General features: G+C 67.9%; 21 protein-coding genes. 10 read left to right on the top strand and 11 right to left on the bottom strand.

The annotated features are described in order from the left end of the window. Positions 1-11: 11 nt before the first annotated feature. Both dctP and FM105_RS00470 read right to left on the bottom strand, forming a co-directional pair. The gene (gene dctP / locus FM105_RS00475; protein ID WP_087003086.1) at positions 12-1,226 is read right to left on the bottom strand and encodes a TRAP transporter substrate-binding protein DctP; all 1,215 of its coding nucleotides are present in this window, start codon (positions 1,224-1,226) and stop codon (positions 12-14) included. A gap of 76 nt (positions 1,227-1,302) precedes the next feature. After that, complete coding sequence (locus FM105_RS00470) at positions 1,303-1,821, bottom strand: nuclear transport factor 2 family protein (protein WP_087003083.1); 519 nt, start codon at positions 1,819-1,821, stop codon at positions 1,303-1,305. Positions 1,822-2,212: 391 nt separating this feature from the next. Between FM105_RS00470 and FM105_RS00465 the strand changes: the two genes are divergently transcribed. The 3 genes from FM105_RS00465 to FM105_RS00455 all read left to right on the top strand — a co-directional run bounded on the left by FM105_RS00465 (position 2,213) and on the right by FM105_RS00455 (position 5,969). After that, a complete protein-coding gene (locus tag FM105_RS00465; RefSeq protein ID WP_087003080.1) occupies positions 2,213-4,102 on the top strand; it encodes an FAD-dependent monooxygenase in 1,890 nt (629 codons plus the stop codon). A 156-nt stretch (positions 4,103-4,258) separates the two neighbouring features. Further along, entirely contained in the window at positions 4,259-5,104 is an 846-nt protein-coding gene (gene catA, locus FM105_RS00460; protein ID WP_087003076.1) for a catechol 1,2-dioxygenase, read from the top strand. A 250-nt stretch (positions 5,105-5,354) separates the two neighbouring features. Then, positions 5,355-5,969, top strand: coding sequence for a TetR/AcrR family transcriptional regulator (locus FM105_RS00455; protein ID WP_179206996.1), 615 nt, complete (start codon positions 5,355-5,357; stop codon positions 5,967-5,969). 135 nt (positions 5,970-6,104) lie between these two features. Here FM105_RS00455 and FM105_RS00450 read toward each other — a convergent pair whose 3' ends face one another. From FM105_RS00450 to FM105_RS00425, 6 genes are all read right to left on the bottom strand, one after another. Continuing rightward, positions 6,105-7,292, bottom strand: coding sequence for an acyl-CoA dehydrogenase family protein (locus tag FM105_RS00450; protein WP_087003069.1), 1,188 nt, complete (start codon positions 7,290-7,292; stop codon positions 6,105-6,107). Positions 7,293-7,432: 140 nt separating this feature from the next. Further along, positions 7,433-9,145: an AMP-binding protein gene (locus FM105_RS00445; RefSeq protein ID WP_087003065.1), complete on the bottom strand. Its 1,713-nt coding sequence runs from the start codon at positions 9,143-9,145 to the stop codon at positions 7,433-7,435. Then, the gene (locus FM105_RS00440; RefSeq protein WP_218777880.1) at positions 9,142-10,134 is read right to left on the bottom strand and encodes an alpha/beta fold hydrolase; all 993 of its coding nucleotides are present in this window, start codon (positions 10,132-10,134) and stop codon (positions 9,142-9,144) included. The genes FM105_RS00445 and FM105_RS00440 overlap by 4 nt, the downstream gene beginning before the upstream one ends. After that, positions 10,131-10,955: a hypothetical protein gene (locus tag FM105_RS00435; protein ID WP_087003062.1), complete on the bottom strand. Its 825-nt coding sequence runs from the start codon at positions 10,953-10,955 to the stop codon at positions 10,131-10,133. Before FM105_RS00435 ends, FM105_RS00440 begins: the two co-directional genes overlap by 4 nt. Positions 10,956-11,094: 139 nt before the next feature. After that, entirely contained in the window at positions 11,095-12,423 is a 1,329-nt protein-coding gene (locus tag FM105_RS00430; protein WP_087003060.1) for a short-chain fatty acid transporter, read from the bottom strand. A gap of 400 nt (positions 12,424-12,823) precedes the next feature. Continuing rightward, the gene (locus tag FM105_RS00425) at positions 12,824-13,993 is read right to left on the bottom strand and encodes a CaiB/BaiF CoA transferase family protein (protein WP_087003057.1); all 1,170 of its coding nucleotides are present in this window, start codon (positions 13,991-13,993) and stop codon (positions 12,824-12,826) included. 274 nt (positions 13,994-14,267) lie between these two features. Between FM105_RS00425 and FM105_RS00420 the strand changes: the two genes are divergently transcribed. Both FM105_RS00420 and FM105_RS00415 read left to right on the top strand, forming a co-directional pair. After that, positions 14,268-15,362, top strand: a complete 1,095-nt coding sequence (locus FM105_RS00420) for a phosphotransferase family protein (protein ID WP_087003054.1) — start codon at positions 14,268-14,270, stop codon at positions 15,360-15,362. A 121-nt stretch (positions 15,363-15,483) separates the two neighbouring features. Further along, positions 15,484-16,056, top strand: a complete 573-nt coding sequence (locus FM105_RS00415) for an NADPH-dependent FMN reductase (protein WP_087003051.1) — start codon at positions 15,484-15,486, stop codon at positions 16,054-16,056. 99 nt (positions 16,057-16,155) lie between these two features. Here the strand turns inward: FM105_RS00415 and FM105_RS00410 are convergent, their stop codons facing one another. Next, positions 16,156-17,220, bottom strand: a complete 1,065-nt coding sequence (locus FM105_RS00410; protein ID WP_087003048.1) for an alcohol dehydrogenase — start codon at positions 17,218-17,220, stop codon at positions 16,156-16,158. 183 nt (positions 17,221-17,403) lie between these two features. Beyond that, positions 17,404-17,991 (bottom strand): hypothetical protein, encoded by a 588-nt coding sequence (locus FM105_RS00405; RefSeq protein ID WP_101601640.1) that lies wholly within the window; start codon positions 17,989-17,991, stop codon positions 17,404-17,406. A gap of 190 nt (positions 17,992-18,181) precedes the next feature. Here FM105_RS00405 and FM105_RS00400 point away from each other — a divergent pair, with 190 nt between their 5' ends. The 3 genes from FM105_RS00400 (at position 18,182) to FM105_RS00390 (ending at position 21,862) form a co-directional block, all read left to right on the top strand. Next, positions 18,182-19,711: a sensor histidine kinase gene (locus tag FM105_RS00400; protein WP_179206995.1), complete on the top strand. Its 1,530-nt coding sequence runs from the start codon at positions 18,182-18,184 to the stop codon at positions 19,709-19,711. Continuing rightward, positions 19,699-20,343 carry a response regulator transcription factor gene (locus tag FM105_RS00395; protein ID WP_087003040.1) on the top strand — a complete coding sequence of 215 codons (645 nt, stop codon included), beginning with the start codon at positions 19,699-19,701 and terminating at the stop codon, positions 20,341-20,343. The genes FM105_RS00400 and FM105_RS00395 overlap by 13 nt, the downstream gene beginning before the upstream one ends. Positions 20,344-20,467: 124 nt before the next feature. After that, positions 20,468-21,862 (top strand): DUF4097 family beta strand repeat-containing protein, encoded by a 1,395-nt coding sequence (locus FM105_RS00390; RefSeq protein ID WP_087003037.1) that lies wholly within the window; start codon positions 20,468-20,470, stop codon positions 21,860-21,862. Positions 21,863-21,920: 58 nt separating this feature from the next. Here the strand turns inward: FM105_RS00390 and FM105_RS00385 are convergent, their stop codons facing one another. After that, a complete protein-coding gene (locus FM105_RS00385) occupies positions 21,921-22,619 on the bottom strand; it encodes a pyroglutamyl-peptidase I family protein (RefSeq protein ID WP_087003034.1) in 699 nt (232 codons plus the stop codon). Between the two features lie 27 nt (positions 22,620-22,646). Here FM105_RS00385 and FM105_RS00380 point away from each other — a divergent pair, with 27 nt between their 5' ends. Together FM105_RS00380 and FM105_RS00375 are read left to right on the top strand one after the other, a co-directional pair. After that, positions 22,647-23,666 (top strand): NADP-dependent oxidoreductase, encoded by a 1,020-nt coding sequence (locus FM105_RS00380; protein WP_087003031.1) that lies wholly within the window; start codon positions 22,647-22,649, stop codon positions 23,664-23,666. Positions 23,667-23,958: 292 nt separating this feature from the next. Then, on the top strand, positions 23,959-25,233 hold the full coding sequence (locus FM105_RS00375) for a hypothetical protein (RefSeq protein WP_087003028.1): 1,275 nt from the start codon (positions 23,959-23,961) through the stop codon (positions 25,231-25,233). Positions 25,234-25,244: the final 11 nt, after the last annotated feature.

Genomic DNA, 25,244 nt, shown 5'->3' with positions numbered 1-25,244 from the left:
CCCGGTCCTGATCATTCGGGGATCGAGTCCGCGTAGACCTCGTCGTGGAGGCGCTGCGCGAACTCGCCGGTGTCGACTGCGTCCGCCGACTGCCCGTCGTCGTGCCATTCGGCCCAGGTCCCGTAGCTGGGAACGGAGAGTTCGTCGGTGACGATCGATCCCCACCTGCTGTGCATGTCGTCGAGCTGGTCGATCGCGGACTGCGGGTCCTCGACTGCGGGAGGCGCGTTCTCGATGGAATCCGTGAGCACCGAGCTCTGGTGGGCGGCGAGGGCGTCGGCGAGGTCGGCCTCCATCGTGTGGAACTCCATCCCCGAGGTCTCGAGCAGCTCCTCCTGCAGCACCAGGCCCTCGTGCGCGAGGTTGTCGAGGTAGACGGGGAGCTGATCCCAGAGGATCTCCTGCAGCTCGGGGTCGAGCGTCTCCCACGCGAGCTCGCTCATGAAGAGGCCGTAGGTGGTGAAGCCGGGCAGGTTCACGGTGGTGTAGTGCTTGGCCACCTCGGTCAGATCCGACGAGACCATGTCGGTCGCATCGGCCATGACGCAGTCGACGATTCCGCGCTGGAGTGACTCGTACATCTCTGCGCCGGGCAGCGATACCGGTTCCATGCCGAGTGCGGCCGCGGATTCCGCCCACGCCTCACCGGGGGAGCGGATGGACTTCCCCTGCGCGTCCGCGAGGCTCGTAACCGGCTCCGTGCAGATGAAGTGATAGGCCGTGTGGGCGTTGAAGCCGGGGGTGAGCGGCACCAGTCCCTGGCCTCGGAAGTCCGACTCCGCCAGCTCAGGGTTCTCAGCCCACCACTCGTTCACCGCGGCCGCGCGTTCGAGCGCCGCCGCGGGAGGGCCTGATTCGCCGGCGAACGCGAGCTTCGACAGCCAGTTGCTCACGGGGAACTCGGACGGGTTGTACGACGTGACGACCAGGCCGGAGTCGACGATGCCGTCCGCCATCGAGCTGCCGACCTCCGCCGGCGGCACGATCGCGTTCGCGTAGCTGAATTCGAAGGAGATCCTGCCGTCCGATGCTTCCTCGACGGCGGTGAAGTACTCGTCTATCGGGGTGTTGTGGTAATTGTCCGGGCCGCCGATCGTCGTGGTGACGGTGAGGGTTCTGCCCTCGCTGTCGTCGGCGACGCGCGAGGTCCCGCTGGGTCCGCAGGCGGTGAGGGCGATCGCTGCGGTGCCCGCGACGGCTGCCAGTGCCATCGACTTGCTGCGCATGCTCCGTCCTTTCGTCGTTGAGAGGAGTGTCGGTGGGGGAGTCGCTATGCCCGGTGCCGCGACCGTCGCGGACGCTTCACGCGCCCTGTTCCAGGCGTTCGCGTGTGCGTGCGTCCTCCGCGCCCACTGCCGGGGGGAAGTCGAAGCGCGCCGCGTCCCAGCCGGACTCCAGGGACGACCAGAAGAAGAACGACACCTTCCGCTCCTGGAATCGCCACCCGTCCGCTGTGCGCACCATCGCGTCCTCGTAGCGCCCTGCGGCCAGCTGGGACTCGCCGTCGACGACGCACGGCTGGAGCAGCCACGTGGTGCCGTGGGCGGAATCGCCGTCGATCTCCACCGTCTCGTTCGAGCTGAAGTGCCACCACGACGTGACGGTCGATGCGTTGAGGGAGGGGAAGAAGTCCAGCATCTCCTCACGGCCCCGGGCGGTCGACAGGCCGACGAAGGCGCCATCGGGGGTGAAGGTGTCGGCGAGGTCTTCCCAGAGGCCATCGTCGAGGGCCTGGCAGTACCGTGCCCGCAACTGAGTGATCGCGTGGATGTCTTCGAGGCGCTGGATGCGTGACACGAGGTCGTCGTGTGAGGTGCTCATCTGGTCATCTCCTTCCCGGCGACTGTGCCGGCGTGGAACGGTGCGAGCGGCGGATCTCGTGGTTGCAGGAACCTCGGCGGTGAGTCCGACCACTCTCAAGAACGATCGTTCTTGAGTCGACTGAAGTGTGCCAGCTCACGCCACGTTTGGCAACCGTCCGCCGGTTCGCTGCGCTGGAGTGCCGCGGAAGGAGGGGTGCGGTGGGGTCGGCATGGCCGGCGTTCTGGGTGCTGCGCGCCTCGCCGGACTCTTCGGGGGAGATGAACAGCACTTGTTGATTCACGGTTGAACGCCGCGCGCCCTGTGATACAGTTCACTAGGAACGAACAGTCGTTCTTGTTCGTTGATCGCACTCGTGCGGTTCGACTCGCACAGCAAAGGAGCTGACAAGATGCAGTATCACCATGACGGCTACGTCGGCCATGACCCTCGCATCAGGGAAGCTGCAGGGACCGGTATCGATCGGACTGAGGACCTTCCGGACACGATGGACGTGCTCATTGTGGGTGCGGGGCCAGCCGGCATCGTTCAAGCTGCCCAGCTGACCGACTATCCCGATGTCCACACCCGCATCATCGAGCGCCGACCCACACGGCTTGCGGCCGGCCGGGCCGATGGGCTCTTCCCCCGCAGCGGGGAGACGTTCCAGGCATTCGAGTTCTACGACTCCATCGCCCAAGAGGCCGCTCATATGCGGGAGATGAGCTTCTGGGGACCGCATCCGGAGAACCCCACCGAGATCGCTCGTGGAGCCCGTGCTCCCGACCCGCCGGCATCGGTGAGTGAGTTCCCCATCCTGACGGTGAACCAGGCTCGCGTGATCGACTACTTCGCAGCCCGGGCCGCCAACGGGCCGGCGCGCATCGACATCAACTACGGCTTCGAATTCCTCGACCTGACAGTGCACGACAGCGGGGAGTATCCGGTCGAGGTCCAGCTCCGCGAGGCGGACGGCACGGAGCGCACGGTCCGCGCCAAGTACGTCATGGGCTGTGACGGCGCACGCAGCAGGGTGCGCGACTGCATCGGTGCGGAAGTCAGTTCCGACTCGGCATCGCAGGCCTGGGCGGTCATGGACATCATGGCGAACACGGACTTCCCGGACTTCCGCACCAGGAGCGGAATCCAGTCGGACAAGGACGGCACCATCCTCCTCATCCCGCGTGAGGGAGGATTCCTGACGCGGTTCTACGTCTCCCTGGAGAGCCCGAACGATGAGAACCGGGCACGGGTCATGTCCACCACTGCTGAGGAGGCCATCGAGCGGGCGAACCGCATTCTGCACCCCTACTCAGTCGATGTCCGCAAGGTGGCCTGGTACAGCAACTACGAGGTCCGCCACACTGTGGCCAAGAGCTTCGACGATGCGGCCGCCCGGCAGGACCCTGACGCGAATCCGCGGGTATTCATCGCCGGCGATGCCTGCCACACCCACTCCGCCAAGGCCGGACAGGGGATGAACGTCTCCATCCAGGACGGGTGGAACCTCGCGTGGAAGATCGGGCAGGTGCTTGAGGGCCGCAGCGATGAGTCCCTGCTGAAGACCTACCACGAGGAGCGCCAGGTCGTCGCCCAGAAGCTCATCGACTATGACAAGGAATGGTCGGCGATGATGTCCAAGCGTCCGGAGGAGATGGAGGGCCCGCAGGAGATCGTGGACTTCTTCGTCGACACCGCGAACTTCCCGGGCGGCTTCGAGACGCACTACCAGCCTTCCAGGATCACCGGAACCGCTGATCACCAGGATCTGGCCAAGGGCTTTCCGATAGGTATGCGCTTCAAATCAGCGCTGGTCTCCCGTGTGGCGGACTCGCTGCCGGTGCATGTGGGTCACCATTTCCGGGCCGATGGGCGGTGGCGGCTCTATGCATTCTCCGACGCGGACGGAAGCGCCGTGGCCGACCTCGCCGACTGGCTGGAGGATTCGGAGGATTCGCCGGTCACCCTCTTCACGCCGACAGGCGCCGATATCGACAGGGTCTTCGACGCCAAGGTGATCTATCAGCAGGATTACCACGATGTCGACGTCAATGCCGTGCCGAGTCTCTTCAGGCCGAAGGTCGGCGAATACCGTCTGACGGACTGGGAGAAGGTGTATGCGACGATCCCCGACGACGATTTCTTCGATGCCCGCGGGATCGACCGCTCAGGTGCATTGGTCATCGTCCGCCCGGACATGTACGTCGCGCATGTTCTGCCGTTGAGCGCGCGCAGTGAGATCACCGAGTTCTTCGCACAGAGCATGGCGCGGCAGGCAGCTCCCGATCTCGTCCGAGCATAAGGATCAGGCCCGTGCAGTCTCACTGGGAGGACGTGATGTATTGAACGCGCCTCAATTGACCCTCTAGATTCAGATGACCAGCCATTCGATCCCCCGTGTATCCACAGCGAGGCACCGCCTCATCGCTGATCCACGTCCCTCAGGGAAGGATTACTCATGAATACCCACTCCCCCGCAGCTGCCGACTCCGGTGCAAGCGCCACAGACGTCTTCCGTCAGTCCGGGCGTTCCGGCGCCGGCGCTGACATTCCGCTCGAGCGCGCTCAGGCTCTGATCGGCGATGCAATCAAGGCGATGAATGACATCGCTGAGAAACACTCGATGACCTACGAAGAGTTCAACATCCTCAAGGGATGGCTGATCCAGGTCGGCGAGGACGGCGAGTGGCCGCTGTGGCTCGACGTCTTCCTGGAGCACACCATCGAGGACATCGTCACGCGCGACCGCAAGGGCAGCAAGGGCTCCATCTTCGGCCCCTACTACGTCCCGGGCTCACCTGTGGTCCAGTCCCCGGCCACCATCCCGATGCGTGACGATGAGAAGGGCACCAGGCTGAAGTTCACCGGTCGTATCGCCGATGTGGACGGCAACGCTCTCACGGATGCCACGATCGAGCTGTGGCAGGCCGATGAGGAGGGCTACTACTCGCAGTTCGCCCCGGATATCCCCGAGTGGAACCTGCGCGTCACCGTGCCGGTCGATTCCGAGGGCAACTTCGAGATCAACACCATCCAGCCTGCTCCGTACCAGATCCCCACGGATGGTTCCACAGGCAAGATGATCGCTGCCATCGACGGGCATGCCTGGCGTCCGGCCCACCTGCACATCCTCGTGAAGGCTCCGGGTCACCAGGACCTGATCCAGCAGCTGTACTTCCCGGGTGATGAGCACAATGACGACGACGTCGCACAGGCGGTGAAGCCGGAGCTGATGCTGGACCCGCAGCCTGATGGTGAGGGCGGTAGGACTGCCGTCTACAACTACGAGCTGGACAAGGCGTGAGCGACTGAGTAGCTGTGCCCGCTCTAGAGTGCGGCCCGGGCCGCGACAGCATTGCTGCTGCGGCCCGGGCCGCGCTGTATTACTTTTATCCCCCCCCGCTGCGTATTGGGGCTGAGGGGGATCGGTTCGCGGTGTGCGATGGCGTCCATGACGTCCATGACGTCCATGACGTCCATGGCGTCCATGACGTCCATGGGTCTACCGCGTGAGATGATCGTGCTGAGAATGGCACAGGCGAGGACTGAGAGTTTTGACCGAAGCTGGATTGCGACGACGAGCGCCGAACTTCATCGACCGTGAAACGGTCATCGCCGCTGCCCTGCAGGTCTTCGCAGAGCGCGGTTTCCACGGCGCCTCGATGCGCGGCATCGCCGCCGTGGCCCAGACGTCACAGTCCAACCTCTACAACTACTTCGACTCCAAGGACGGACTGCTGAAATTCGTCCTTGAGGCGACCGGCCGTGAGCTTGCAGATGCGCTCGATGCTGCCGAAGCCGAGGCGGGGGAGTCGCCCATCGACCGGCTCGTCGCCGCCGTCACCGCCTACATCCGGTTCGTCGTTGCGAAGCCCAGTGCCTCGACCGTCGGGATCACGGAGTTCCGCTATCTGTCCGGCGACGACCGTGCGAGCGTCATCCACGAGCGGGACCGGACCGAAACCGTCTTCCGGCGCATCGTGGAGGCCGGAGTGCGCGCGGGCGACTTCGATGTCGCGGACGAAGGGTTCGCCACACGAGCTCTTGTGACGCTGTGCAATGCGATGTCCGGCTGGTATCGGCCGGATGGCCGGCTGAGCCCCGACGACATCATCGTGCGTCAGGTCGACCTCGCGCTCGGCCTGGTGCGTTCGCCGCACCGTCGCTGACACCTGACACACGCCCTGCACGGCGAAACACCGGTTACCGGCTCGAAGCACCGCTCCCTGCGGGGGTGTTTCGAGCCCGTAACCGGTGTTTCGTGAGGGGCGGCCGCGGCGCCTGCCAGGCCCAGCCCTCAGTTCTCAGTCGCGACCCAGGAGGTCGTCGGAGATGATCCGCATCTGGATCTCGGAGGAGCCCTCGAAGATCTTCGTAAGGCGTGCATCGCGCCAGTGGCGCTCGACGGCGAAGTCCTTCGTGTAGCCGGCGCCGCCGTGGATCTGCACGGCCTCGCTGGTGACCTTCTCCGCCATCTCAGCCGCCAGGTACTTCACCATCGCGGCCTCACGGTCGCAGCGCGCGCCCGTGTCGATCTGCGTGCACACGTGGTACATCAGCTGACGGCAGGCCTCGATCTGCGCGGCCATGTCCGCGATCTTGAACCGCAGGTGCTGGAAGTCGGCGAGCTTGTGCTTGAACTGCACGCGCTGCTTCATGTACGCGATGGAGTCCTCCAGCGCAGCCTGCGCCAGACCGATCGAGCGGGCCGCAGTGTGCGCACGCCCGACCTCCAGGCCGGACACTGCCTGGTAGAAGCCCTTCTCCTGCTCGCCCAGCAGCGCATCGGCCGGCAGGCGCAGGCCGTCGAAGTTCAGGTCCCAGGTCTTCCACCCGAAGTAGCCGATCTTCCGCGCGGGTGTGCCTGACATGCCCTCGGGGAAGGAGCCGCGCTCCTTCTCCAGCAGGAACGTCGAGATCCCGCGGTGGCGCTTCTCCTCATCCGGCGAGGATGTGCGCGCGAACAGGATGATGTAATCCGCCTGATCGGCGTACGTGCACCACATCTTCGTGCCGGTGATGATCCACTCGCCGGTCTCCGGATCCTTCTCGGCCTTGCACTTGATGTTCGCGACGTCGGAGCCGGCTTCGGCCTCCGACAGGGCGAAGGCGCCCAGGTACTCGCCGGTGGCGACCTTCGGCAGCAGGCGCTGCTCCTGCTCCTCGGAGAACCCGCCGCCCATGCCGTTGCCGCGGGCCAGCAGGCCGGACACGCTCATCCATGCGCGCGACAGTTCCTCGGCGACCAGGCAGTACTCGAACACTCCCAGATCGAGTCCGCCGTACTCCTCCGGGATGAGGATCCCGAAGAAGCCCATGTCGGCCATCTGCTGGACCATCTCCGGCGGGAAGTCGCCCTCCTCCGGATCGACCTCATTGGCGATCGGCAGGACGACCTCGCGGGCGAACTGACGGGCGAGCTGCTGGAGCTCGACCCGGTCCTCGGTCATGTAGTGGGGTGTGCCAGGGCGCGGGCGCGGCTTGTGCGTCATCCGAAATCTCCTCAACCGTCGATCGTGGTATCAATCGATCTTCGTCATTGTACAAATGTAATCAATCCACTGGGAAGTCGTCTCGCTCAGTGATGCGCAGTCCGGCCAGCGGACCGTGCCGAGCCAGCCGACCACCCCGTTCAGCTCCCCGCGCCCTCTGCGACAGGCTCGTTCGCCCATTCGCGCAGGGTCACTGTCCGGATCTTCCGCCCGTTCGTCCCGGCGGTGGTCGGCATGTCCTCGACGATGCGCACCTCCGCCGGCACCTTGTAGCGGGCGAGCTCCGCCTTCGTGTACGCCTGCAGGTCCTCGCCCGTCACGGTCGCGCCGGGCGTCGTCACGACGAAGGCGACCGCCTCCGTCTCGCCTGCGGCGTCCGCGCGGCCGACGACCTTCGCGATGATGACTTCCGGGTGTGTCGCCAGGTGCATCTCGATCTCAGCGGGATCCACCATGAAGCCCTTGAGCCGCAGCACGTCGCCGATCCGGCAGATGTATGCGTACGTCTGCCCGTCGATCGCCTCGGCGAGGTCGCCGGTCCGGAACCAGCCGTCGTCGGAGAAAGCCTTCTTCCCCTCGCCGGCATCGCCCAGGTAGCTGGTCACCACGTTCCGGCCGCGCAGCTGCAGCTCGCCGCGCTCACCGTCCGGCAGCTCCTCCTCCGTCGCGGGATCCGCGATGCGGTACGTGTAGTCGTCCGCGACCAGGCGACCGCCGCCGCCCACACGGGGCTCGACGTCTGCACCGAGCGTCCAGAACGACGTGAGTGCGAAGACCTCCGACGAGCCGTACACGCCCACGGTCTGCGTGCCGAACTCGGCAGCGGCCCACTGGGCGATCTCCTCAGACATCCCCTGGAAGTCGCCGATCCCAGTCCACCGCCAGCTGGAGAGGTCCTCGCGGCTGGAGTCCCACACATCACGCAGCCGAGCGAGCATGTCATCGCCGCCCACGTAGTGCGTCCCGCGCTCCGCGGCCCATTCCCGGAGCAGCGATTCGGGCTCGAACACGGGCTGGATGAGGACACCGGCCCCGCCGAACAGCGCGACCATCCCCGCGACGTAGCCGAACACGCCGGAGTATGGCAGCGGCTCGACCATGAGGTCACCCGGCTGGAATCCGACCTGGGCAGCTGCGGACTGCATGTGGTGGATGGTGTCGGCCTCGCCGTGCGCGGCGAGCTTCGGCATGCCCGTCGATCCCGAGGTCGTGAAGGCGACCGTGAGCACGTCGCCGCGACTGTCGAGCGGGCTGCCATCGCCCCCCGCAGCACTGCCGCCGTCCGTGCGCAGGCCGGCCAGGGCCTCGGATGCGGGTTCCTGCAGCTGGGAGGCATCCGCACTGCCGGCGCCGAGGTCCCAGGCACCCAGGTCCGGTCCCTCACCGGAACCCGGGGCCGGGGTGACGAGGACGAAGGGCGTGGGAGTGTCCTCGGGCAGACCCTCCGCGACCCGGCGCAGCGTCGCGAGGAAGTCCACGCGCTGGAAGCCGTGAGCCGTCACGAGCACCTTGGGCCGGGCCTTGACGAGCACGTGGCTCACCTCCGCCACGTTGTAGCGGGTGTTCACGCCGATGACGTGGGCGCCCACGGCGGACGCCGCGAACTGCCATGCGTAGGACTCCGCCCAGGACGGCAGCCATACGGCGAGGCAGTCGCCTTCGCCCACCCCCTGTGTGCGCAGCCATGCTGCGAGGACGTGCGTGCGGGCGAGTAGATCACCGGTGGTCACGCGCGTGGTGCCGAGGTCGCCCGGATCCACCTGCGTCACCAGGACGCGGTCGGGATCCGCCGCGGCCCAGTCGTGCAGGTGGCCGTAGAGGGTGCGTGCAGTCGTCTGATCCGTGCTCGTCATGAGAATGAACCTCCTGTGTCTCCATGATCCTGCCCCGTCCTGGCGTCGGATGCGAGGGCGTCCTGGATCCAGCCGTGGAGGACCGGTGCGAAGTCCGGCATCTCCTCCATGGGGTAGTGGCCGATCCCCTCGAGCAGGGTGTACTGCGCGCCGGGGATCTGCGCGGCGGCGCGGCGGACGGTGTCCGGGTCGATCCAGAGGTCCCCGCTGCCGGCCACCAGGTGGGCGGGCGCGGTGATCTCCGGCAGTCGGTCGAAGATGTCGTGCGTGCCCCAGCCGATGAGGTCGGAGTTCGAGATGTCCGGATCCTCGCGGCGGTGCATGCGGGCGATGATCTCGCGGCGGGCCTCCGGGACCGCGCTGCCGACGACGGCGCGCGTGCCCCAGTATGTGCGATCGGAGCGGGACGGGGTGGAGATGTCGTTGAGCTCGCGCCGCATCGCCTTCACATTCACCTGGCCGCGATCCGCGTTCGCCGCCATCGCGACCACCGCGCGGACGCGGTCACCCATGCGGATGCCCACATCCAGGGAGATCTTGCCGCCGATCGAGCAGCCGATGACGACGGGATGCGCCACCTCGAGCGCGTCAAGCACCCGGATGCAGAACTCCGCGTAGTCGCCCAGGTCCGTGACCGGCCCGCCGGGCGCCTGCTCCGAATGCCCGTGCCCCGGCATGTCCGGGACGATCACCCGGTAGCCGTGGGCGGTGAGTTCGCGAGCGGCGTCGCGGTACTGGACGCCGGACTGCCCGGCGGTGTGGATCGCGAGGACCGGGAGACCGTCGACCGGCCCCCAGTCCTGGACGAACACCAGGCGGCCGTCGAGCTCCAGCTGGTGCGCGCGCAGCGCGGTGCGCGCGGGGCGGTCCGCTGCGATGGGATCCGTCGCGGAGGCGGTCGTCGCCGAGGCCGTCGCCGGCTGAGCGGCTGCGGCGCCGCCGTCGCCGGCCGTGGCTGCGCCGGGGGATGAGGGGGAGGTCGTGGTCATGCCGAGGCTCCTTCCGAGCGTGCGGTGTCGGTGGCGGCTGCGGGGTGACCCCAGCCGGCCTCGGCGGCGAGGCCGCGGCACAGGTCGATGACGCGGATGAGGGCGGTCGTCATCCGGAGGTACTCGTACCCTGAGCCCGAGGAGCTGAGCCGCCTGAGCATCGCGGACTCCATGAACATGTTGGATTCTGCTCTCATGAGGGAGACGAACTCCGCTCCGCTGATGTCGATGACGAAGTCCGCTCCCCTGATCGAGCGGGAGGTCACTTCCAGCACCCTGCCGCGGTAGCCGCGGATGTGGACCTCGCGTCCGCCGATCCGCAGTCCGATCGTGCCGTCATACGTCTCGATGAGGTCCGAGAACTCCTTGTCCGCGGTGAGCTTCTCCTGCAGGAGGCCCGCCCACTCGCGGGTGCCGGGAGCCGCGCCGGGCTGCGGGGCCGGCAGGTCCGTGAGGACGGAGAGCTCGACGGTGCCCAGGACCTCGGCGTCGGCCGTGGGGACGTCGGCGGTGGGTGTGCTCGTGAGGGTGACGGCGACCTCGGCGACGGTGCCCTCGCGGGTGCCGACGAGTGCGGTCACGACGGCCTCGGCCTGCGCGGTCGTCGGCGCATCGCCGGGGACGGAGGCGCCGGGTGCCAGGGCGATGCGCGCGGCCCGGACGTCGCCCGAGCCGGCGGCCAGCGGGCGCAGGGCTGAGGCGGCGGCTCCGTCTGCGAGGCCGAGCGTGCCCGACTCCGTCGTGACGGCGATCGTCGCCAGCAGAGTGCCGGGGGCGATCCCGGGCAGGGCGCCGAGTGAGGGGAATGCGGGTGAGGTCACCGTAGGTCCTTTCGCGGGCCGGCGATCCGGCCCGACTGTGAGGCGGGCGGCTGGGGTGCGGGTGCTGGGCGTGTGCGCGCCAGCGGTGCGTGGGGCACGGGTGCGTGGGGCGCGGGTGCGTGGGGCGCGGCCGGGATCCTCACAGGAACCCGAGCAGCAGGATCGAGGCGCCGTAGACCACGCCCAGGAAGATCAGGACGAGGAAGAGGTAGCCCATGACCTCGCGCAGCTTGATGCCGGAGATCGCGAGCACCGGGATGATCCAGAACGGCTGGATGGCGTTCGTCCACTGGTCGCCGTAGGCCACACCCAGTGCCGTGGCCGCGTGGTTCGCGCCCATCTGCTGGGCCGCCTCGATCATGATCGGCCCCTGGACTGCCCACTGGGCGCCGCCCGACGGGGCGAAGAGGTTGATGAGGCCACCGGCGAGGAAGCTGAAGAACGGCAGGGTCTCCGGGGTGGAGATCGCGACGAAGCCCCCGGCGAAGGTGATCATGAGGCCGGACCCGGCGAGCACGCCCATGATGCCGGCGTAGAGCGGGTACTGGAGGAGGACGCCTGCGACCACGCCGATGCTGGTGCGCAGGCCCGCGAGGATGTTGTTGGGGCGCGCGAACAGCAGCAGGGCGAGCGACAGGAAGGTGAGGTTGATGATGTCGAAGTCCACCCCGTTGCCGCCCGAGAAGTGCAGCACGGCGTAGAAGAGTCCGACGGCTCCCAGGAGGATGCCGACGAGCGGGTTCGCGTTGAGGCGGTCGGCGAAGGTGTTGCGGGCCTCGTCCTCGGCGGTCGCGGGGGCCTCCTCCTGGACGGGCGGCTCCGTGAACTCGATGACCTCGTCCTTGCGCGACGGGTGGAGGAAGGCCAGGAATACCGGCATGACGAGGATGACGACGATGCTCGTGGCCAGCACGATCGGATGGAAGATCGTCTCCGACGTGGGGATGATCCCCATCTGCTCTTCGAGGATGTGGCCCGGGGTGGCGATCGTCAGCGGGATCGTGCCGGACAGCCCGATGCCGTAGAGCGAGAAGCCCGCGTAGCCGCCGGCGACGGCGAGCGGGTAGTGCAGGCCCGGGACGGTCCTCGCGAGCTTGCGCGCCAGCACGACGCCGATCACCAGGCCGAAGCCCACGTTGAGCCACGTGCCCAGGGCACCTGCGAACGTCGCGATGCCGACGGCGACCCGGGGGCTGCTGATGCGGCTCGCCAGGACGTTGAGACCGCGGTCGACCAGCGGGGTGTTCGCCAGCATGTAGCCGGTGAGCAGGAGCATCGCGATCTGCATGGAGAACGCGAGGAGGTCCCACGCGGATCCGCCCCACATCCGGGTGACGTCGATCGGGTTCTGCCGCTCCACGGCGATCGCGAGGATGAACGTCACGAAGGTGAGGAACACCGCCACGACGAGTGATTCGGGCAGGAACCTGTAGAACGCGCGGGACAGGCCAGCAGCGAGAGACTTCATCGTCAGTCCGTTTCGGGGGAGTTCTAGGGGTGCCGCGGGCTGTGCGCCGCGATCTCGAGGTGCGGCGGCCGGTGCGGGCTGCGCCGGCCGCTCTCACAAGAACGAACGTTCTTGTGAGAGACATCGTATGCCTGCAGCGTGTCTTCGGCAAGGGGTGGCCCGGCAGAGGAGGGCGGACCGAGGGTCGGACGGGGCCTCGGATGGGGCTTCGGACGGGTCCTCGGGCGGGTCCTCGGATGGGGCCTCGGGCGGGGTGGCGACGGGGCCTCGGACGAGTCAGTGACGAGGCAGTGACGAGGTGGGGGCTGGGCCGTGGAAGAACCGGCGCCGGCGCAGAGGAAGAGGCCCTCCACGACGTGTGTGGAGGGCCTCGGGAGACAGCGGGTTCGCCGACTGAGTGTCAGTCGGTGGCCAGCCACGCGCGGATCGCGTCGCCGTCCTCGCCGAGCTTCGGCGGTTCCTTGCGGTAGGTGGGCGGAGTGGCCGACATCGACAGCGAGTTCCGGATCGTCGCGACGGAGTCCGGGTCGTCCGTGTGCCAGATCGGGTCCAGGCCGAGGTCCTGTGCGGTCTGCAGGCCCTCGCCCACGTTCTGCACCGGTGAGCAGGGGAGTCCGGCCTCGCGCAGCAGACCGAACCATTCGTCCTTGCCCTTGTGGGACAGCGCCTCCTCCAGCAGCGGGCGCAGCTCGCCACGGTTGCGGTTGCGCTTCTCCGGCGAGTTGAACCGCTCGTCGTCGGCCCATTCGGGGTGCCCCAGGGTTGCAGACAGCCGAGCGAACTGGCCGTTGTTCGCTCCCACCACGATGAGGTCGCCATCGCCGGTGGGGAACGCGTTGTACGGGTAGATCGAGGCGTGCTCGGCGCCGCCGCGCGTGGGGACGTCGCCGTGCGTGGCGGCGGACTGGTACTGGTTGAGCATCGTGAAGACCGCGTTGCTCATGAGGTTGTTCTCGACGAGCTGGCCCTCACCGGTGAGATCGCGGTGGCGGACGGCGGCGGTGATGCCCAGCGCCGTCATCATCCCCGTCGTGAGGTCGAAGAGGGAGATCCCCGAGCGGACCGGGTGCCCGTCCGGGTCTCCGTTCATGTCCATGAGTCCCGCCATGCCCTGGACGAGCACGTCGTAGCCGGGCAGCGCTGCGCCGCCCTTCGTGCCGAACCCGCTGATGTGCGCGTAGATGATCGACTCATTCAGCGCACGGACGTCGTCGTAGCCGAAGCCCAGGCGCTCGATGGAGCCCGGCTTGAAGTTGTGGACGAAGACGTCTGCGCGGGTCGCGATCCGACGTGCGGTCTCGCGATCGTCCTCGTCCTTGAGGTCGAGCGCGATCGAATGCTTGTTGCGGTTCACCGCCTGGTAGTAGCTGGCCTGGTCCTTGTACACGGGAGGCATCCAGCCGCGGGTGTCGTCGCCGTCCGGGCTCTCGACCTTGATGACCGTCGCGCCCAGATCCGCCAGCAGCATCGTGCAGTACGGGCCGGCGAGCACGCGCGCGAAGTCCGCGACCACGATCCCGTCCAGGGGTCCCGGGGTGGACGATGGGGCGGTGCCGGGCAGAGCGGTCATCGAAGTCTCCTCATTCCTCGTCGAAGCGATCCTGATCGACCATAGTCGCGCACGGGTCGTGCGGGGCCATCCAGGGTGTGGGACCGCGCTTGACGGTCACGACAGACCTTTCTAGCGTAGTGGGCATACAGGCCGAACGTTTGATCAGTTTGAGTGGTGAGACGTTCCGACAACGCGTGCCCGCGTGCGCGATGTGCAGGCGCGGACGTGCGTGTGGCGAGGACGCCATGGGGTCCGCGGGTGCGATGCCCCTTCAGTGAGGAGACCGACGGCGATGACCGCAGAACAGTCCAGCCCGGAGCAGTCCAGCTCAGTGCAGTCCGGCCCAGAGCAGAGCACCGCTGATCCGCGAGGAATCGACGGCCCGCGCGTCCGCGCATGGATCGCGCAGCAGCAGGGCGTCGACGCCGATGCCGTCGGATTCCAGGTGCTCTCCGTGGGGCGCTCGAACCTCACATTCACCGTGACGTACTACGGCGCGCCCCGGTGGGTGCTGCGGCGTCCGCCGCTCGGCCACACGGGCGGCAGCGCGCATGACGTCCAGCGCGAGGGTCGGATCATGGCCGCCATGGGGCCCACCCCCGTGCCGGTGCCGAACGTCCTGGAGATCGTCGATGATCCGGACGTGCTCGAGGTGCCGTTCGTCTTCCAGGACCACTGCCCGGGGTTCACGATCCACGCGCCGGAGGACCTCGAGCTCATCCCGGAGAGCGGGTCGGTCCGCGAGTCGATGCTGGACATGGTCAGTGCGCTGTCGAAGGTGCACGCAGTCGACGTCGATGCGATCGGACTGGGGGACCTGCGCCGTCCCGGCGGCTTCGTGGAGCGCCAGCTGCGGCGGTGGCTGGGCCAGTACGAGGCGATCACGACCCGCGACCTGCCGATCATCGGCGAGGTCCAGGCGGCGCTGTCGAAAGACATCCCGCCGGAGACCACCACCGGCATGGTCCACGGGGACGTGAAGCCGAACAACATGCTCTTCGACCGGTCCACGGGCGATGTGCAGGCGATCGTCGATTGGGAGCTGTCGTCGATCGGCGACGTCGTCACGGACCTGGGATACCTGATGGCCATGATGTTCGTGGACGACTCGCTCACCGGCATCTGGACTCCCGGAGTGGAGGAGGGGTCGCCGACCGCGGAGGAGCTGTCGGCGCATTACTCGACGCTCACGGGGCGCGACACCTCGAACGTGCCGTACTACTCGGCGTTCGCCGCCTGGAAGCTCGCGTGCATCCGCGAAGGGGTCTACACGCGGCTGAAGCAGGGGAAGATGGGCGACATCGACGTGGATCCCGAGGAGGCGGGGGCGAGCGTCGAATCCCTCGCGTCATACGCGCTCGACATTCTGAAGACCGGTCGCATCTGAGGTGTATTCCCCCTCGTGAGGTGGGGGTTCTCACGCTGACGGCGTCTCGTGATGGACGTATCGTGTAGTTGGAAACTCAACTACATTGTCCCGCGTCGCGCGGGCACGAGGAGGAGCACACATGCGCATCGGAGTCATCGCAGGCAGCAGCCGTCCCGGAGCACTCAACCCGCAGGTCGTCGACTGGGTCTCGACGCAGCTGACCGAGCGCGGACTCGACTTCGAGGTCCTGCACTTCGGTGCGTACGACCTGCCGATCCTCGACGAGGCGATCCCCGGTGGAGCCGCCATGTACGAGAACGAGCACACGAAGGCCTGGGCGGCGGCACTCAGCCCGTTCGACGCCTACATCGTCGTGACGCCCGAGTACAACCACTCGGTGCCCGGCCCACTCAAGAACGCGATCGACTTCGTCGGCCAGGAGTTCGCCCACAAGCCCGTCGCCTTCGTGAGCTACGGAGCGGACAAGGGCGTGCGCGCGGTGGAGGCGTGGCGACTGGTCTTCGCGAACTTCCGCGCGGCGACGGTGCGCGGCACCGCGTCGTTCTCGGTCTTCACCGACTTCCAGGACGGTTCGTTCGCTCCGGAGGAGGTCTCCGCGCAGACGTTCGCTCCCATGGTCGAGGACCTGGTCGCGTGGGCAGAGGGCTTCGCTCTGGTGCGCGCGAACCTCGAGCAGACGGTGTCCGCCTGAGGTAGACGCCTCACGGACGCCTGTCGTCCGATCGAGTGAGTGCAATCCGGCCCCCGAAAATGCTTTCGGGGGCCGGATTGCACTCACTCGCGGGCACTGTCAGTCCGCGACGAGCACTGTCCGGCCGGAGATCGTGCCCTCGGTGATCGCGGTCAGCGCGGCGCTCACCTCTGCGGCCTCGAGCGGCTTCTCCGTGATGGGCAGCTGGGGCAGCTGCGTCGACTTCGCCAGCTCGATGAGCTCGCGCAGTTCGGGCAGATTGCCCACGAAGTTGCCCTCGATCTTCAGCTGCTGCAGCGCCACGACGGTCGTGGGGAACGCGAGCTGGCCGCCGAACAGACCGACGCTCACCAGCTTCCCGCCGGTCCCCAGCGTGCCCAGCGCGATGGAGGATGTCACCGTGTTGTTGACGAAGTCGATGACGGCGGCGAGCTTCCCACCGCCCGCATTGATGATGTCCTTGACGGGGTTCTCTCCCGTGGTGAGGACCGTCGCGGTCGCACCGGCGGCCTCCGCATTCTTCAGCGAGTCCTCGGAGACGTCCGCCGCGATGACGTTCTTGTGTCCACGCGCCTTGAGGAGCACGACGGCACTCAGTCCCACGCCGCCGGTGCCGATGACGGCGATCGGGCGGTCGACCTCGGTCGTGAGGGCCTTCGACACTGCGGCGTAGCCGGTGAGGCCGGAGCAGGCGAGCGTCGCAGCCCAGCTGGGATCGAGATCGCCGACCGGGATGAGGTAGCGCTCGTCGGGGACCCACACCTCGCGGGCGAAGCCCCCATCGTGCTGGAGGGACAGGTTCCTGCGCGCACCGGTGCAGTAGTTCTCGCGGTCCTCGCTGCATGCGCCGCACTCTCCGCAGCCGATCCAGGGGAACACGATGAACTTCTCCGTGCCCGGGGTGAGGCTCGCATCGGGACCGACAGCGGTGACCTCACCGACGATCTCGTGGCCGAGCACCAGCGGGAATGACATCCCCATCGACTCGACCGGCATCTTGCCGGCGTCGCCCATGTCGAAGAAGCCCTCCGCGCAGTGGACGTCGGAATGACACACACCCGAGTTCGTGATCCGGACCAGCACCTCCTTGCCGGTGAGATCCGGAGTGGGCCTGTCCGCTTCCTGCGCGGGGGCTCCTGCTGACGCGACTTCGAACACCTTCATGGGGTTCCTCCTGAAGAATCGGTCACCCCGCTTCGTCGCCGGGTGCGTGACTTCAGCCAACCACAGAACGTTCATTCGATCTAGCGAGGCCGGGCGCCCCGCTCCAGGTCAGCGAGCCGAGCGGGAACTTGTCGCCGCGCCCGCCGTGCTCTCCGTGGTCGCCCCGCTCGCCGCGCTCGCCCCTTAGCCCGCGGAACCGTCGGGCGGCCTTCGCAGGGAGCGGAGGTGCTTCCCGCGGACCGTTCCCAGGGCGACGAGGACCAGGGTGATGATCGTGGTCGCCCCGATCGCCCCCCAGCTGATCTCCGTCTGCTGCGGCTGGAACGCCAGTTGGGAGATGAGCGCGGACAGGATCGACGCGCAGATCGCAGGGACGGTCCACGACGCGGAGACGCGCGAGGAGATGGAGATGATGACGACCGCTCCGGCAGCCATCGCCAAGGGAGCGATCTGCCACACCGTGATCACGACGAGTCCTCCGACGAGTGCCGACGGCGGCCCGATGTAGGAGTCCTCCTCGAGCTCCTCCGTGTCGTGTGCGATCGCCGCGGGCACGAGGGACAGGGCCAGCAGCCCCAGGATCAGGTCCGAGCCCAGCAGCACTCCCACCAGCTGTCGATCGGTCACGTGCAGGTGCGGGATCCAGCCCCCGAGCGCAGCGGAGTGATAGGCGATCGAGTTCAGGATGCCCAGGATCACCGCGGCGGTGAGCAGCACGCGGGTGCGCTGCCTGGAGCGCCGCGGCGGAAGGAACTGCATGGATTGGGTCATGCGAGGGGGCTCCCTGGATGGGGGTTCTGCGGTCCGATGGCGGGAACGCGGCCGCAGCCGGAGACCGCATCGGTTCTGTCCCCCATCGTAGTGAGGTGGGGTCCTCATGCGGGACGACTAGGGTTTTCCCTACCGAGCTCTGCTGTTGACCCCGTGGCTCGGATCAGCCGTGGGGCGGAGAGTGGATGACATGAACGACGAGCAGACCACGAGGCCGCTGCCACCGCGGCCCGACGACGACAGTCCGACCACTCCCGCAGCGACCACTCCCGCAGCGACCACTCCCGCAGCGGCCACTCCCGCAGCGACCACGACCACACCCATCCCCGCCCCGACGGCTGTGATGGAAGTGCCGGAGCACGCCGGCACCGCGCAGCCGAACCAGGCTGTGAGCCCCGCGCAGACGGCGCCCCGGACCCACGGCCCGGACGCGGCAGACAGCGTCCGCCTCTTCGAGCCCCAGCGCATGCCCTGGGTCATGGGGGTGCTCAATGTCCTGGTCTCCGCGGTGCTCACCGTCGTGTGGCTCTGGATCCCCATCGCCCTCTTCTTCACCGGCGTGGGCGGGATCTTCGCCCTGGGCGCGGGCATCTTCGCGCTCGCCGCGTGGTTCTTCCTGCAGCGCGGGGTCAATCACCTCGAGCGCGTGCGATCGGAGGCGGTCTACGGCGAGCAGAACCTCGTTCCGGCCGCGCGGAGGACCCGCCGCACCGGCTTCCCGGGCTGGCTGCATCAGCAGTGGCTCATCCTCACGTCGCAGGGATTCTGGAGGTCGACCGCGCACCATCTCGTGAAGACCCTTTACGGCGGGGTCATCGGGATCCTCCTGCTGGCGGGTCTGACCTTCGCGACGTTCGCCCTCACCTCCGCCGTCAACCCCGCGGTCGTCGACAGCCTCATTTCCGCCGAGGCGTCGACGGGCGGCCGTGTCGGAAGCGCCATCGCCGGCGCCGCGGCCGCGGTCGTCGCCCTGGTGATCCTCGGCCTGTCGCCCGTCCTGGACCGACTGCTGGACCGCAGCCTGCTGCCGCCCACGCGGGCCGCCGCACTGCGAGCCGAGCGCGACACGCTCACCCGTGAGGTGGGAGTCCTCGAGACCGCACGCAGCGGGGCGGTCGACGCGGCGACGACGGAGCGGCTGCGGATCGAGCGCGACCTGCACGACGGCGTCCAGCCGATGCTCGTCGCGCTCAGCATGAAGCTGGGGATGGCGCGGAGGAAGCTCGACACGGACCCGGAGGGCGGCAAGGAACTCGTCGCCGAGGCCCACCAGGACTCGAAGGACGCGATCACGGAGCTGCGCCAGCTGGCACGCGGGATCCACCCGGCAGTGCTCGAGGACCGCGGCCTGGACGCCGCGGTCAGTGCGCTCGCCGCACGGTCGTCCGTGCCCGTCGCGGTCGACGTGCAGGTGCCCGCTGACGTGAACAAGGAAGCGGAGAGCGTCTCGTACTTCGTCGTCGCGGAATCGCTGACGAACATCGCCAAGCACGCACAGGCACGCAGCGCTCGGGTGTCCGTGCGCAGCTCGGAGCCGGGCCGCCTGCAGATCGTCGTGGTCGACGACGGCACAGGCGGAGCGCGCATCGACCGCAGCGGCACCTCGACCGGGCTCGCCGGCCTGGCCGACCGCATCGCATCAGCCAAGGGAACACTCACGGTCACCAGCCCCATCGGCGGTCCGACCACTATCGTTGCGGAGGTGCCATGCGCATCGTGATCGCTGAAGACAACGTCCTGCTCCGGGAGGGCATCTCCCGACTGCTGACCGACTCCGGGCACGAGGTCGTCGGTGCGGTGGCAGAGGCCAGCGGCCTGCTGAGCTCGGTCGCCGCTCTCAACCCCGACCTCGCCGTCGTGGACGTGCGGATGCCTCCGACGTTCACGGACGAGGGCATCCGGGCCGCCACGCTCATCCGGGAGCAGAACCCCGACGTGGGAGTGCTGGTGCTCAGCCAGTACGTCGAGGAGCGCTACGCGAGCGAGCTGATCGCCGGCGGAGGAGCCAGCTTCGGCTACCTCCTGAAGGACCGCGTCGCAGACGTCGGCGACTTCCTCGACGCAGTTGAAGAAGTGGCCGCCGGCGGCACCGTCCTCGATCCCGAGGTCGTCTCCCAGATCCTCGTCCGCTCGCGGAAGCAGGATGGACTGGCCGGCCTCAGCGGGCGGGAGCGCGAAGTGCTCGAGCACATGGCATCGGGCAAGTCGAACTCCGCCATCGCCTCGACGATGTACCTGTCCGCCGGAGCCGTGGAGAAGCACATCAGCTCGATCTTCACGAAGTTCGGCCTCTCCGCAGACACAGCCGAGAACCGCCGCGTCCTCGCCGTCCTGCGTTTCCTGGACGCGTGAGCAGCATGAGCGCTCCGCACCACCGCACCGGCGCATCCGACACCGGTATGCGCCCCACGACACAGCAGACCCTCCGCGGCATTCGCGCACAACGCGCACGCTGCGATGACCATGAGGAAACATCATGAGCACCCCGAATACTCCGGACCCTCAGTTCAATCAGAACCCCCAGAACCCCCAGGGCGGCCCGTATGCCCAGGGCCCGTACCAGGGTCACTACCAGGGACAGCCACAGCCGAACCACGTCGCTGCGGGCCAGTACCAGCCTCAGCCCGGACCGAACGGACCAGGACCGAGCTCCCCGGGACCGCATGTCCACGGACCCCAGCCGGCGGCGGGAGCCACGCACCAGGCCCCGCCGAAGCCGCCGACCTCCGATTCGGCCGGCCCGTCCCGGCCGCTGACTGTCGGCACCGCGCCGCGATCGCTCATGCGCGTGGGAGTCGCGGTGGTCGGAGTCCTCGCACTGCTGGTTCCGGTCTCCGCGCTCGCCTACACCGGAGTCGGACTGTCGACACTGACGTATGAGGAGACGACGCACGAGCTCCCGGCGGACTTCGAAGCCCTCGCGATCGATGTGAGCAGCGCATCCGTGGAGGTGGAGGTGCGCGATGACATCGATGCGCCGCGGGTCCTGCACTCGTACGAGGGCGCATCCGCAGAGGTCACTGCTCCTGACATCTCCGCGGACGGGTCGACCGTCACGGTCGCCCTGCCGCAGACGAAGCCCGAGTTCCGCTGGTGGGCTCCGAACGTCGGATCCGGCGACACACTGACGGTCGAGCTGCCGGCCGGCCAGGAGAACCCCATCGACCTCGATGTGACGAGCGACTTCGGCTTCGTCGCACTGGCCGGTGAGTTCGGTGCCGTGAACGTGGAATCGCAGGCAGGGGCGATGGAGATCGACGTCGACGCGAACACGGTCGATGCGCGGACGAGGACGGGTCTCCTCAGCGTGTCCGGGACGATGACGGATCTGACTCTCGAGACGACGACCGGCTACATCGACGCACCTGAGCTCGCTGTGGACGGAACCGCCTCGGCGCAGACCGCGACGGGTGCGATCGACCTCGGATTCAGCGAAGCCGCGGTGCCTCTGGAGGGCATCGAGGCACACGCGAGGAACGGAGCGGTGACAGTCGCACTGCCGCGCGAGGAGCGCCTGAGCGCGCAGGACGTGGCGGGCTACTCGGTGAATGCGAGCTCGTCGTCCGGATGGACCGACGTCGCCGTGCAGCAGACGGCTCCCGGCGAGGGCGTCGTCCCCGTGACGGTCTCCTCGGAGAGCGGCAGTGTGGACGTGCACTACGGCTCCGACGACTGGGACGGCGCGGAGCCGGGTGACGGCTCGGGCGGCGACGGCGACAGGGGTGACGGCGACCGGGATGACCAGGATCGGGATGACCGGGACCGAGATGGTCAGGACCGGGATCGCGGCGACCAGGATCGCGACCGGCAGGATCAGGAGCAGGACCGTCGGGAACAGGACCAGGATCGCCAGGACCCGGACCGCGCCTGACGGCTGCGGCGGTACGTGTGCGACTGCGCCGGGGGATGGCCGCTACGAGGGAGAACCACTACTCCGTGGCGCCGACCCCCGGCGCAGTCGTGTCGGAGCTCGTGCGCGCGTCGCCCGTCCCCGCGGGGACGGGCGGCTCGCCCCGGTGCTCGACCGCGGTGACGACAGCGGCGGTGACGCCGCGTGTGATCTCCGCCTGAGTCATCCCGCCATCCTCCACCTGCGGGACGTGGATGAAGCCGGCGACGGCCTCGGGCGCGGTCGGGTCCTCCGCCCTGAGGGCGGCGATCTCATCGAGACCGGCGAACATCACCGCGTTGCAGACGAACGCGCCCGCGGAGTACGACAGGGCCGCGGGCACCTCGGTGTCCGCGATCGCTGCGACCATCGCGGTGAGCGGCAGAGTCGAGAAGTGCGCCGCCGGTGCGGCGTCTCGCAGGGGGAGGCCGACGGGCCGAGCGCCGGATTCGTCGGGGATGCGAGCCTCGGCGAGGTTGATGGCCACCCGTTCGGGAGTGACGGCGGTGCGCCCGGCAGCGAGCCCGAGACTCACGACCACATCCGGTTTGTGGGTCCGCACGAGGTGACGGATCCGCGTGCTCGCGGCGTCGAACTCGACCGGGAGCACCTCGGTGACGACGTGCGCGGAGGCGGCAGCGGCCTCGGCGACGGGCGCCAGCGCGTGCTCGGTGGGGTTGTACGGGTCGCCGCCGAACGGGCCGAAGGCCGTCAGCAGCAGCGTGGGGTGGGCGGGCATGCTCACCAACCTAGTAGTGTGGATCACATGACTGAGACCTACCGCAGCTATCGCCTCGCCGCCCGCCCTCAGGGCGCTCCCACCGCAGACGACTTCGACATCGTCTCGAAGCCCATCCCCACACCGCGCGAGGGCCAGGCCGTCCTGCGCACCCTCTACCTGTCGCTCGATCCGTACATGCGCGGCCGCATGGACGATGCGAAGTCCTACGCGCCGCCGGTCGAGATCGGCGGCCTCATGGTGGGCGCCACCGTGTCCGAGGTCGTCGCCACCGAATCCGACGCCGTCGCCGTGGGCGACGTGGTCCTGGGCTACGGCGGCTGGGCGGAGTACTCGGTCGAGGACGCGGCAGGGCTGCGGGTGCTGAACCCGGACGAGGTGCCGATGACGACCGCACTGGGCGTGCTGGGCATGCCCGGCTTCACGGCGTATGCAGGACTGCTGGCGATCGGGAAGCCGCAGGAGGGCGAGACCGTAGCCGTTGCCGCGGCGACCGGGCCCGTGGGGTCGGCCGTCGGGCAGATCGCGAAGATCAAGGGCGCGAAGGCGATCGGCATCGCAGGCGGCGAGAAGAAGGTCGCGCTGCTGAAGGAGTTCGGCTTCGACGAGGCGCTCGATCACCGCGGCGACGATCTGCGGGGCGCGCTCAAGGCGGCGGCTCCGGACGGGATCGACGTGTACTTCGAGAACGTGGGCGGACCCGTGTGGCAGGCCGTGCTCCCGCGCCTCAACCTCTACGGCCGCGTCCCGGTGTGCGGCATGGTCGCGAACTACAACGGGACGGCCGAATTCGCTCCGGCCGGGTCGATGGAGAAGGTCATGCGGATGTCGCTGACCAAGTCGCTGACGATCCGCGGCTTCATCCAGTCGGAGTTCGTCGAGGCGATGCACGACGACTTCCTGCGCGACATGACGGCGTGGGTGAAGTCCGGCGACGTGAAGTACCAGGAAGAGGTCGTCGACGGCTTCGACAACGTGCTCGATGCGTTCAACGCCATGCTCGAGGGCACGAACTTCGGCAAGACGGTCGTGAAGATCGGGGAGTGAGGCGACCGGTCTCGCAGAGACCGCAGAGGGGCACCGGGATCCGGTGCCCCTCTTCGCGTCTCTGCACGTCGCAGCGCTGTGGTCTGCCCGCTGAAGCAGTGTGGTCTGTCCGTCGCAGCGCTGTGGTCAGCGCGGATGTGTCTGATCGGCCGGTATGCGGACGTGCCCTTGTCCGACCCGATGCTCGGCTATAGCATAAAATGTGAAACCGACGTCGATTTCATAAACTGACTGCACCGGTCATAGTCGACAGGCGCAGCACAGATGATGAGCACCCTTTCGAAGGAGAAAGATGCTTCCTCACGGCCCGCTCCCTGCAGTACTCGCGACGACTGGAATCGTCCCGCTGCTCCTCCTCACCGGCTGCGCCGGCTCCGTCGGCACGGAGAACGGCTCCGCGGGCGGCGAGGGGTTCGGCTACGGGGCATCGCAGCAGGATGTCGATGCAGTGATCGACGACCTCGAACCCGTCACGCTCGTCTATCAGCCGAGCGCAACCTCGCCGGACACGCCGTCGGCAGTGTCCGGCCATGCCTTCGCCGAGGCGATCGAAGAGCGGTCCGGCGGGAAGATCACCCTGGACACGGTGTGGGGACAGGCGATCGCGGGGTACCCGGAGATCGACGATGCCCTCGCAGACGGTCGGGTCGACATCTCGTACCACGTGCCGATCTATGACCCAGCGGCCTATCCGGCGATCGACGCCTACAACAAGCTCACGCAGTATTCGAGCGCTGCACCGCTGACGGGAGAGGCGATCTCCCAGGCGATGATGAGCGAGGCGGCCTGGAACGACCCGCAGCTGATCGAGCAGTACGACGAGAAGGGCCTGACGCCGCTGTCACCGCTCCTGTCGTCCGGGGACTACTGGATGGCGTGCAACGCAGAATCGTCTGGACCGGGGGACTGGGACGGTCGGCAGATCCGCATCGGCGGCACCGCGCAGGGGCCGATCGCAGAGAGCATCGGGGCCTCGCCCGTGTCCATGGAGTACGGCGAGACCTTCGAAGCACTGCAGCGGAACACGGTCGACTGCACCTTCGTGCAGGGCCAGGTGGCTGGATCCACGGGGCTGCTGGAGGTCGCGCCGCACGTCTCTCTGTTCGAGGGCGAGCGGATGACGGGCGGGGCGACCGCCGCGCACGTCGCAGGTTCGCGGTTCCAGGAGCTCCCGCTGGCGTACCAGCAGATCATCTTCGACGCCGGTGTGACCATGTTCCACGGTCAGCTCGCAAGCACGATGGACTCGAGCCTCCAATCCGTCAAGGACGTCAAGGCGGCGGACGGATCCTTCAGCGCCATCGCCCCGGAGGTCCAGGAGACGATGGAGGGCACGCAGGAAGAACTGGTCGACGGTCTGATCGAGGACGGCAGGATCGACGAGGACATCCGGGAGCAGCTGACAGGTTCGGCGGAGAAGTGGACGGGGATCGTCGAGGAGCTCGGCTATGAGGACGGCGGGGAGCTGCAGGACCTGGACGAGTGGTACGAGGTCGACAGCGTGGACTTCCGCCCGCTGGGAGAGCGGGTCTTCGAGGAGGCGAGCCTCGCGCACCGGCCGGAATAGATCGTCTCCAC

It is taken from the genome of Brevibacterium yomogidense, assembly GCF_900163715.1.
Classification (GTDB): domain Bacteria; phylum Actinomycetota; class Actinomycetes; order Actinomycetales; family Brevibacteriaceae; genus Brevibacterium; species Brevibacterium yomogidense_A.
Note: the sequence above shows the minus strand (reverse complement) of the source record. Positions and strands in the feature narration are given on the sequence as shown.

Coding starts and splice junctions, on each gene's coding strand:
- dctP (WP_087003086.1), bottom strand. CDS start 1,226: ATGCGCAGCAAGTCGATGGCACTGGCAGCCGTCGCGGGCACCGCAGCG.
- FM105_RS00470 (WP_087003083.1), bottom strand. CDS start 1,821: ATGAGCACCTCACACGACGACCTCGTGTCACGCATCCAGCGCCTCGAA.
- FM105_RS00465 (WP_087003080.1), top strand. CDS start 2,213: ATGCAGTATCACCATGACGGCTACGTCGGCCATGACCCTCGCATCAGG.
- catA (WP_087003076.1), top strand. CDS start 4,259: ATGAATACCCACTCCCCCGCAGCTGCCGACTCCGGTGCAAGCGCCACA.
- FM105_RS00450 (WP_087003069.1), bottom strand. CDS start 7,292: ATGACGCACAAGCCGCGCCCGCGCCCTGGCACACCCCACTACATGACC.
- FM105_RS00445 (WP_087003065.1), bottom strand. CDS start 9,145: ATGACGAGCACGGATCAGACGACTGCACGCACCCTCTACGGCCACCTG.
- FM105_RS00440 (WP_218777880.1), bottom strand. CDS start 10,134: ATGACCACGACCTCCCCCTCATCCCCCGGCGCAGCCACGGCCGGCGAC.
- FM105_RS00430 (WP_087003060.1), bottom strand. CDS start 12,423: ATGAAGTCTCTCGCTGCTGGCCTGTCCCGCGCGTTCTACAGGTTCCTG.
- FM105_RS00425 (WP_087003057.1), bottom strand. CDS start 13,993: ATGACCGCTCTGCCCGGCACCGCCCCATCGTCCACCCCGGGACCCCTG.
- FM105_RS00420 (WP_087003054.1), top strand. CDS start 14,268: ATGACCGCAGAACAGTCCAGCCCGGAGCAGTCCAGCTCAGTGCAGTCC.
- FM105_RS00415 (WP_087003051.1), top strand. CDS start 15,484: ATGCGCATCGGAGTCATCGCAGGCAGCAGCCGTCCCGGAGCACTCAAC.
- FM105_RS00410 (WP_087003048.1), bottom strand. CDS start 17,220: ATGAAGGTGTTCGAAGTCGCGTCAGCAGGAGCCCCCGCGCAGGAAGCG.
- FM105_RS00405 (WP_101601640.1), bottom strand. CDS start 17,991: ATGACCCAATCCATGCAGTTCCTTCCGCCGCGGCGCTCCAGGCAGCGC.
- FM105_RS00400 (WP_179206995.1), top strand. CDS start 18,182: ATGAACGACGAGCAGACCACGAGGCCGCTGCCACCGCGGCCCGACGAC.
- FM105_RS00395 (WP_087003040.1), top strand. CDS start 19,699: ATGCGCATCGTGATCGCTGAAGACAACGTCCTGCTCCGGGAGGGCATC.
- FM105_RS00390 (WP_087003037.1), top strand. CDS start 20,468: ATGAGCACCCCGAATACTCCGGACCCTCAGTTCAATCAGAACCCCCAG.
- FM105_RS00385 (WP_087003034.1), bottom strand. CDS start 22,619: ATGCCCGCCCACCCCACGCTGCTGCTGACGGCCTTCGGCCCGTTCGGC.
- FM105_RS00380 (WP_087003031.1), top strand. CDS start 22,647: ATGACTGAGACCTACCGCAGCTATCGCCTCGCCGCCCGCCCTCAGGGC.
- FM105_RS00375 (WP_087003028.1), top strand. CDS start 23,959: ATGCTTCCTCACGGCCCGCTCCCTGCAGTACTCGCGACGACTGGAATC.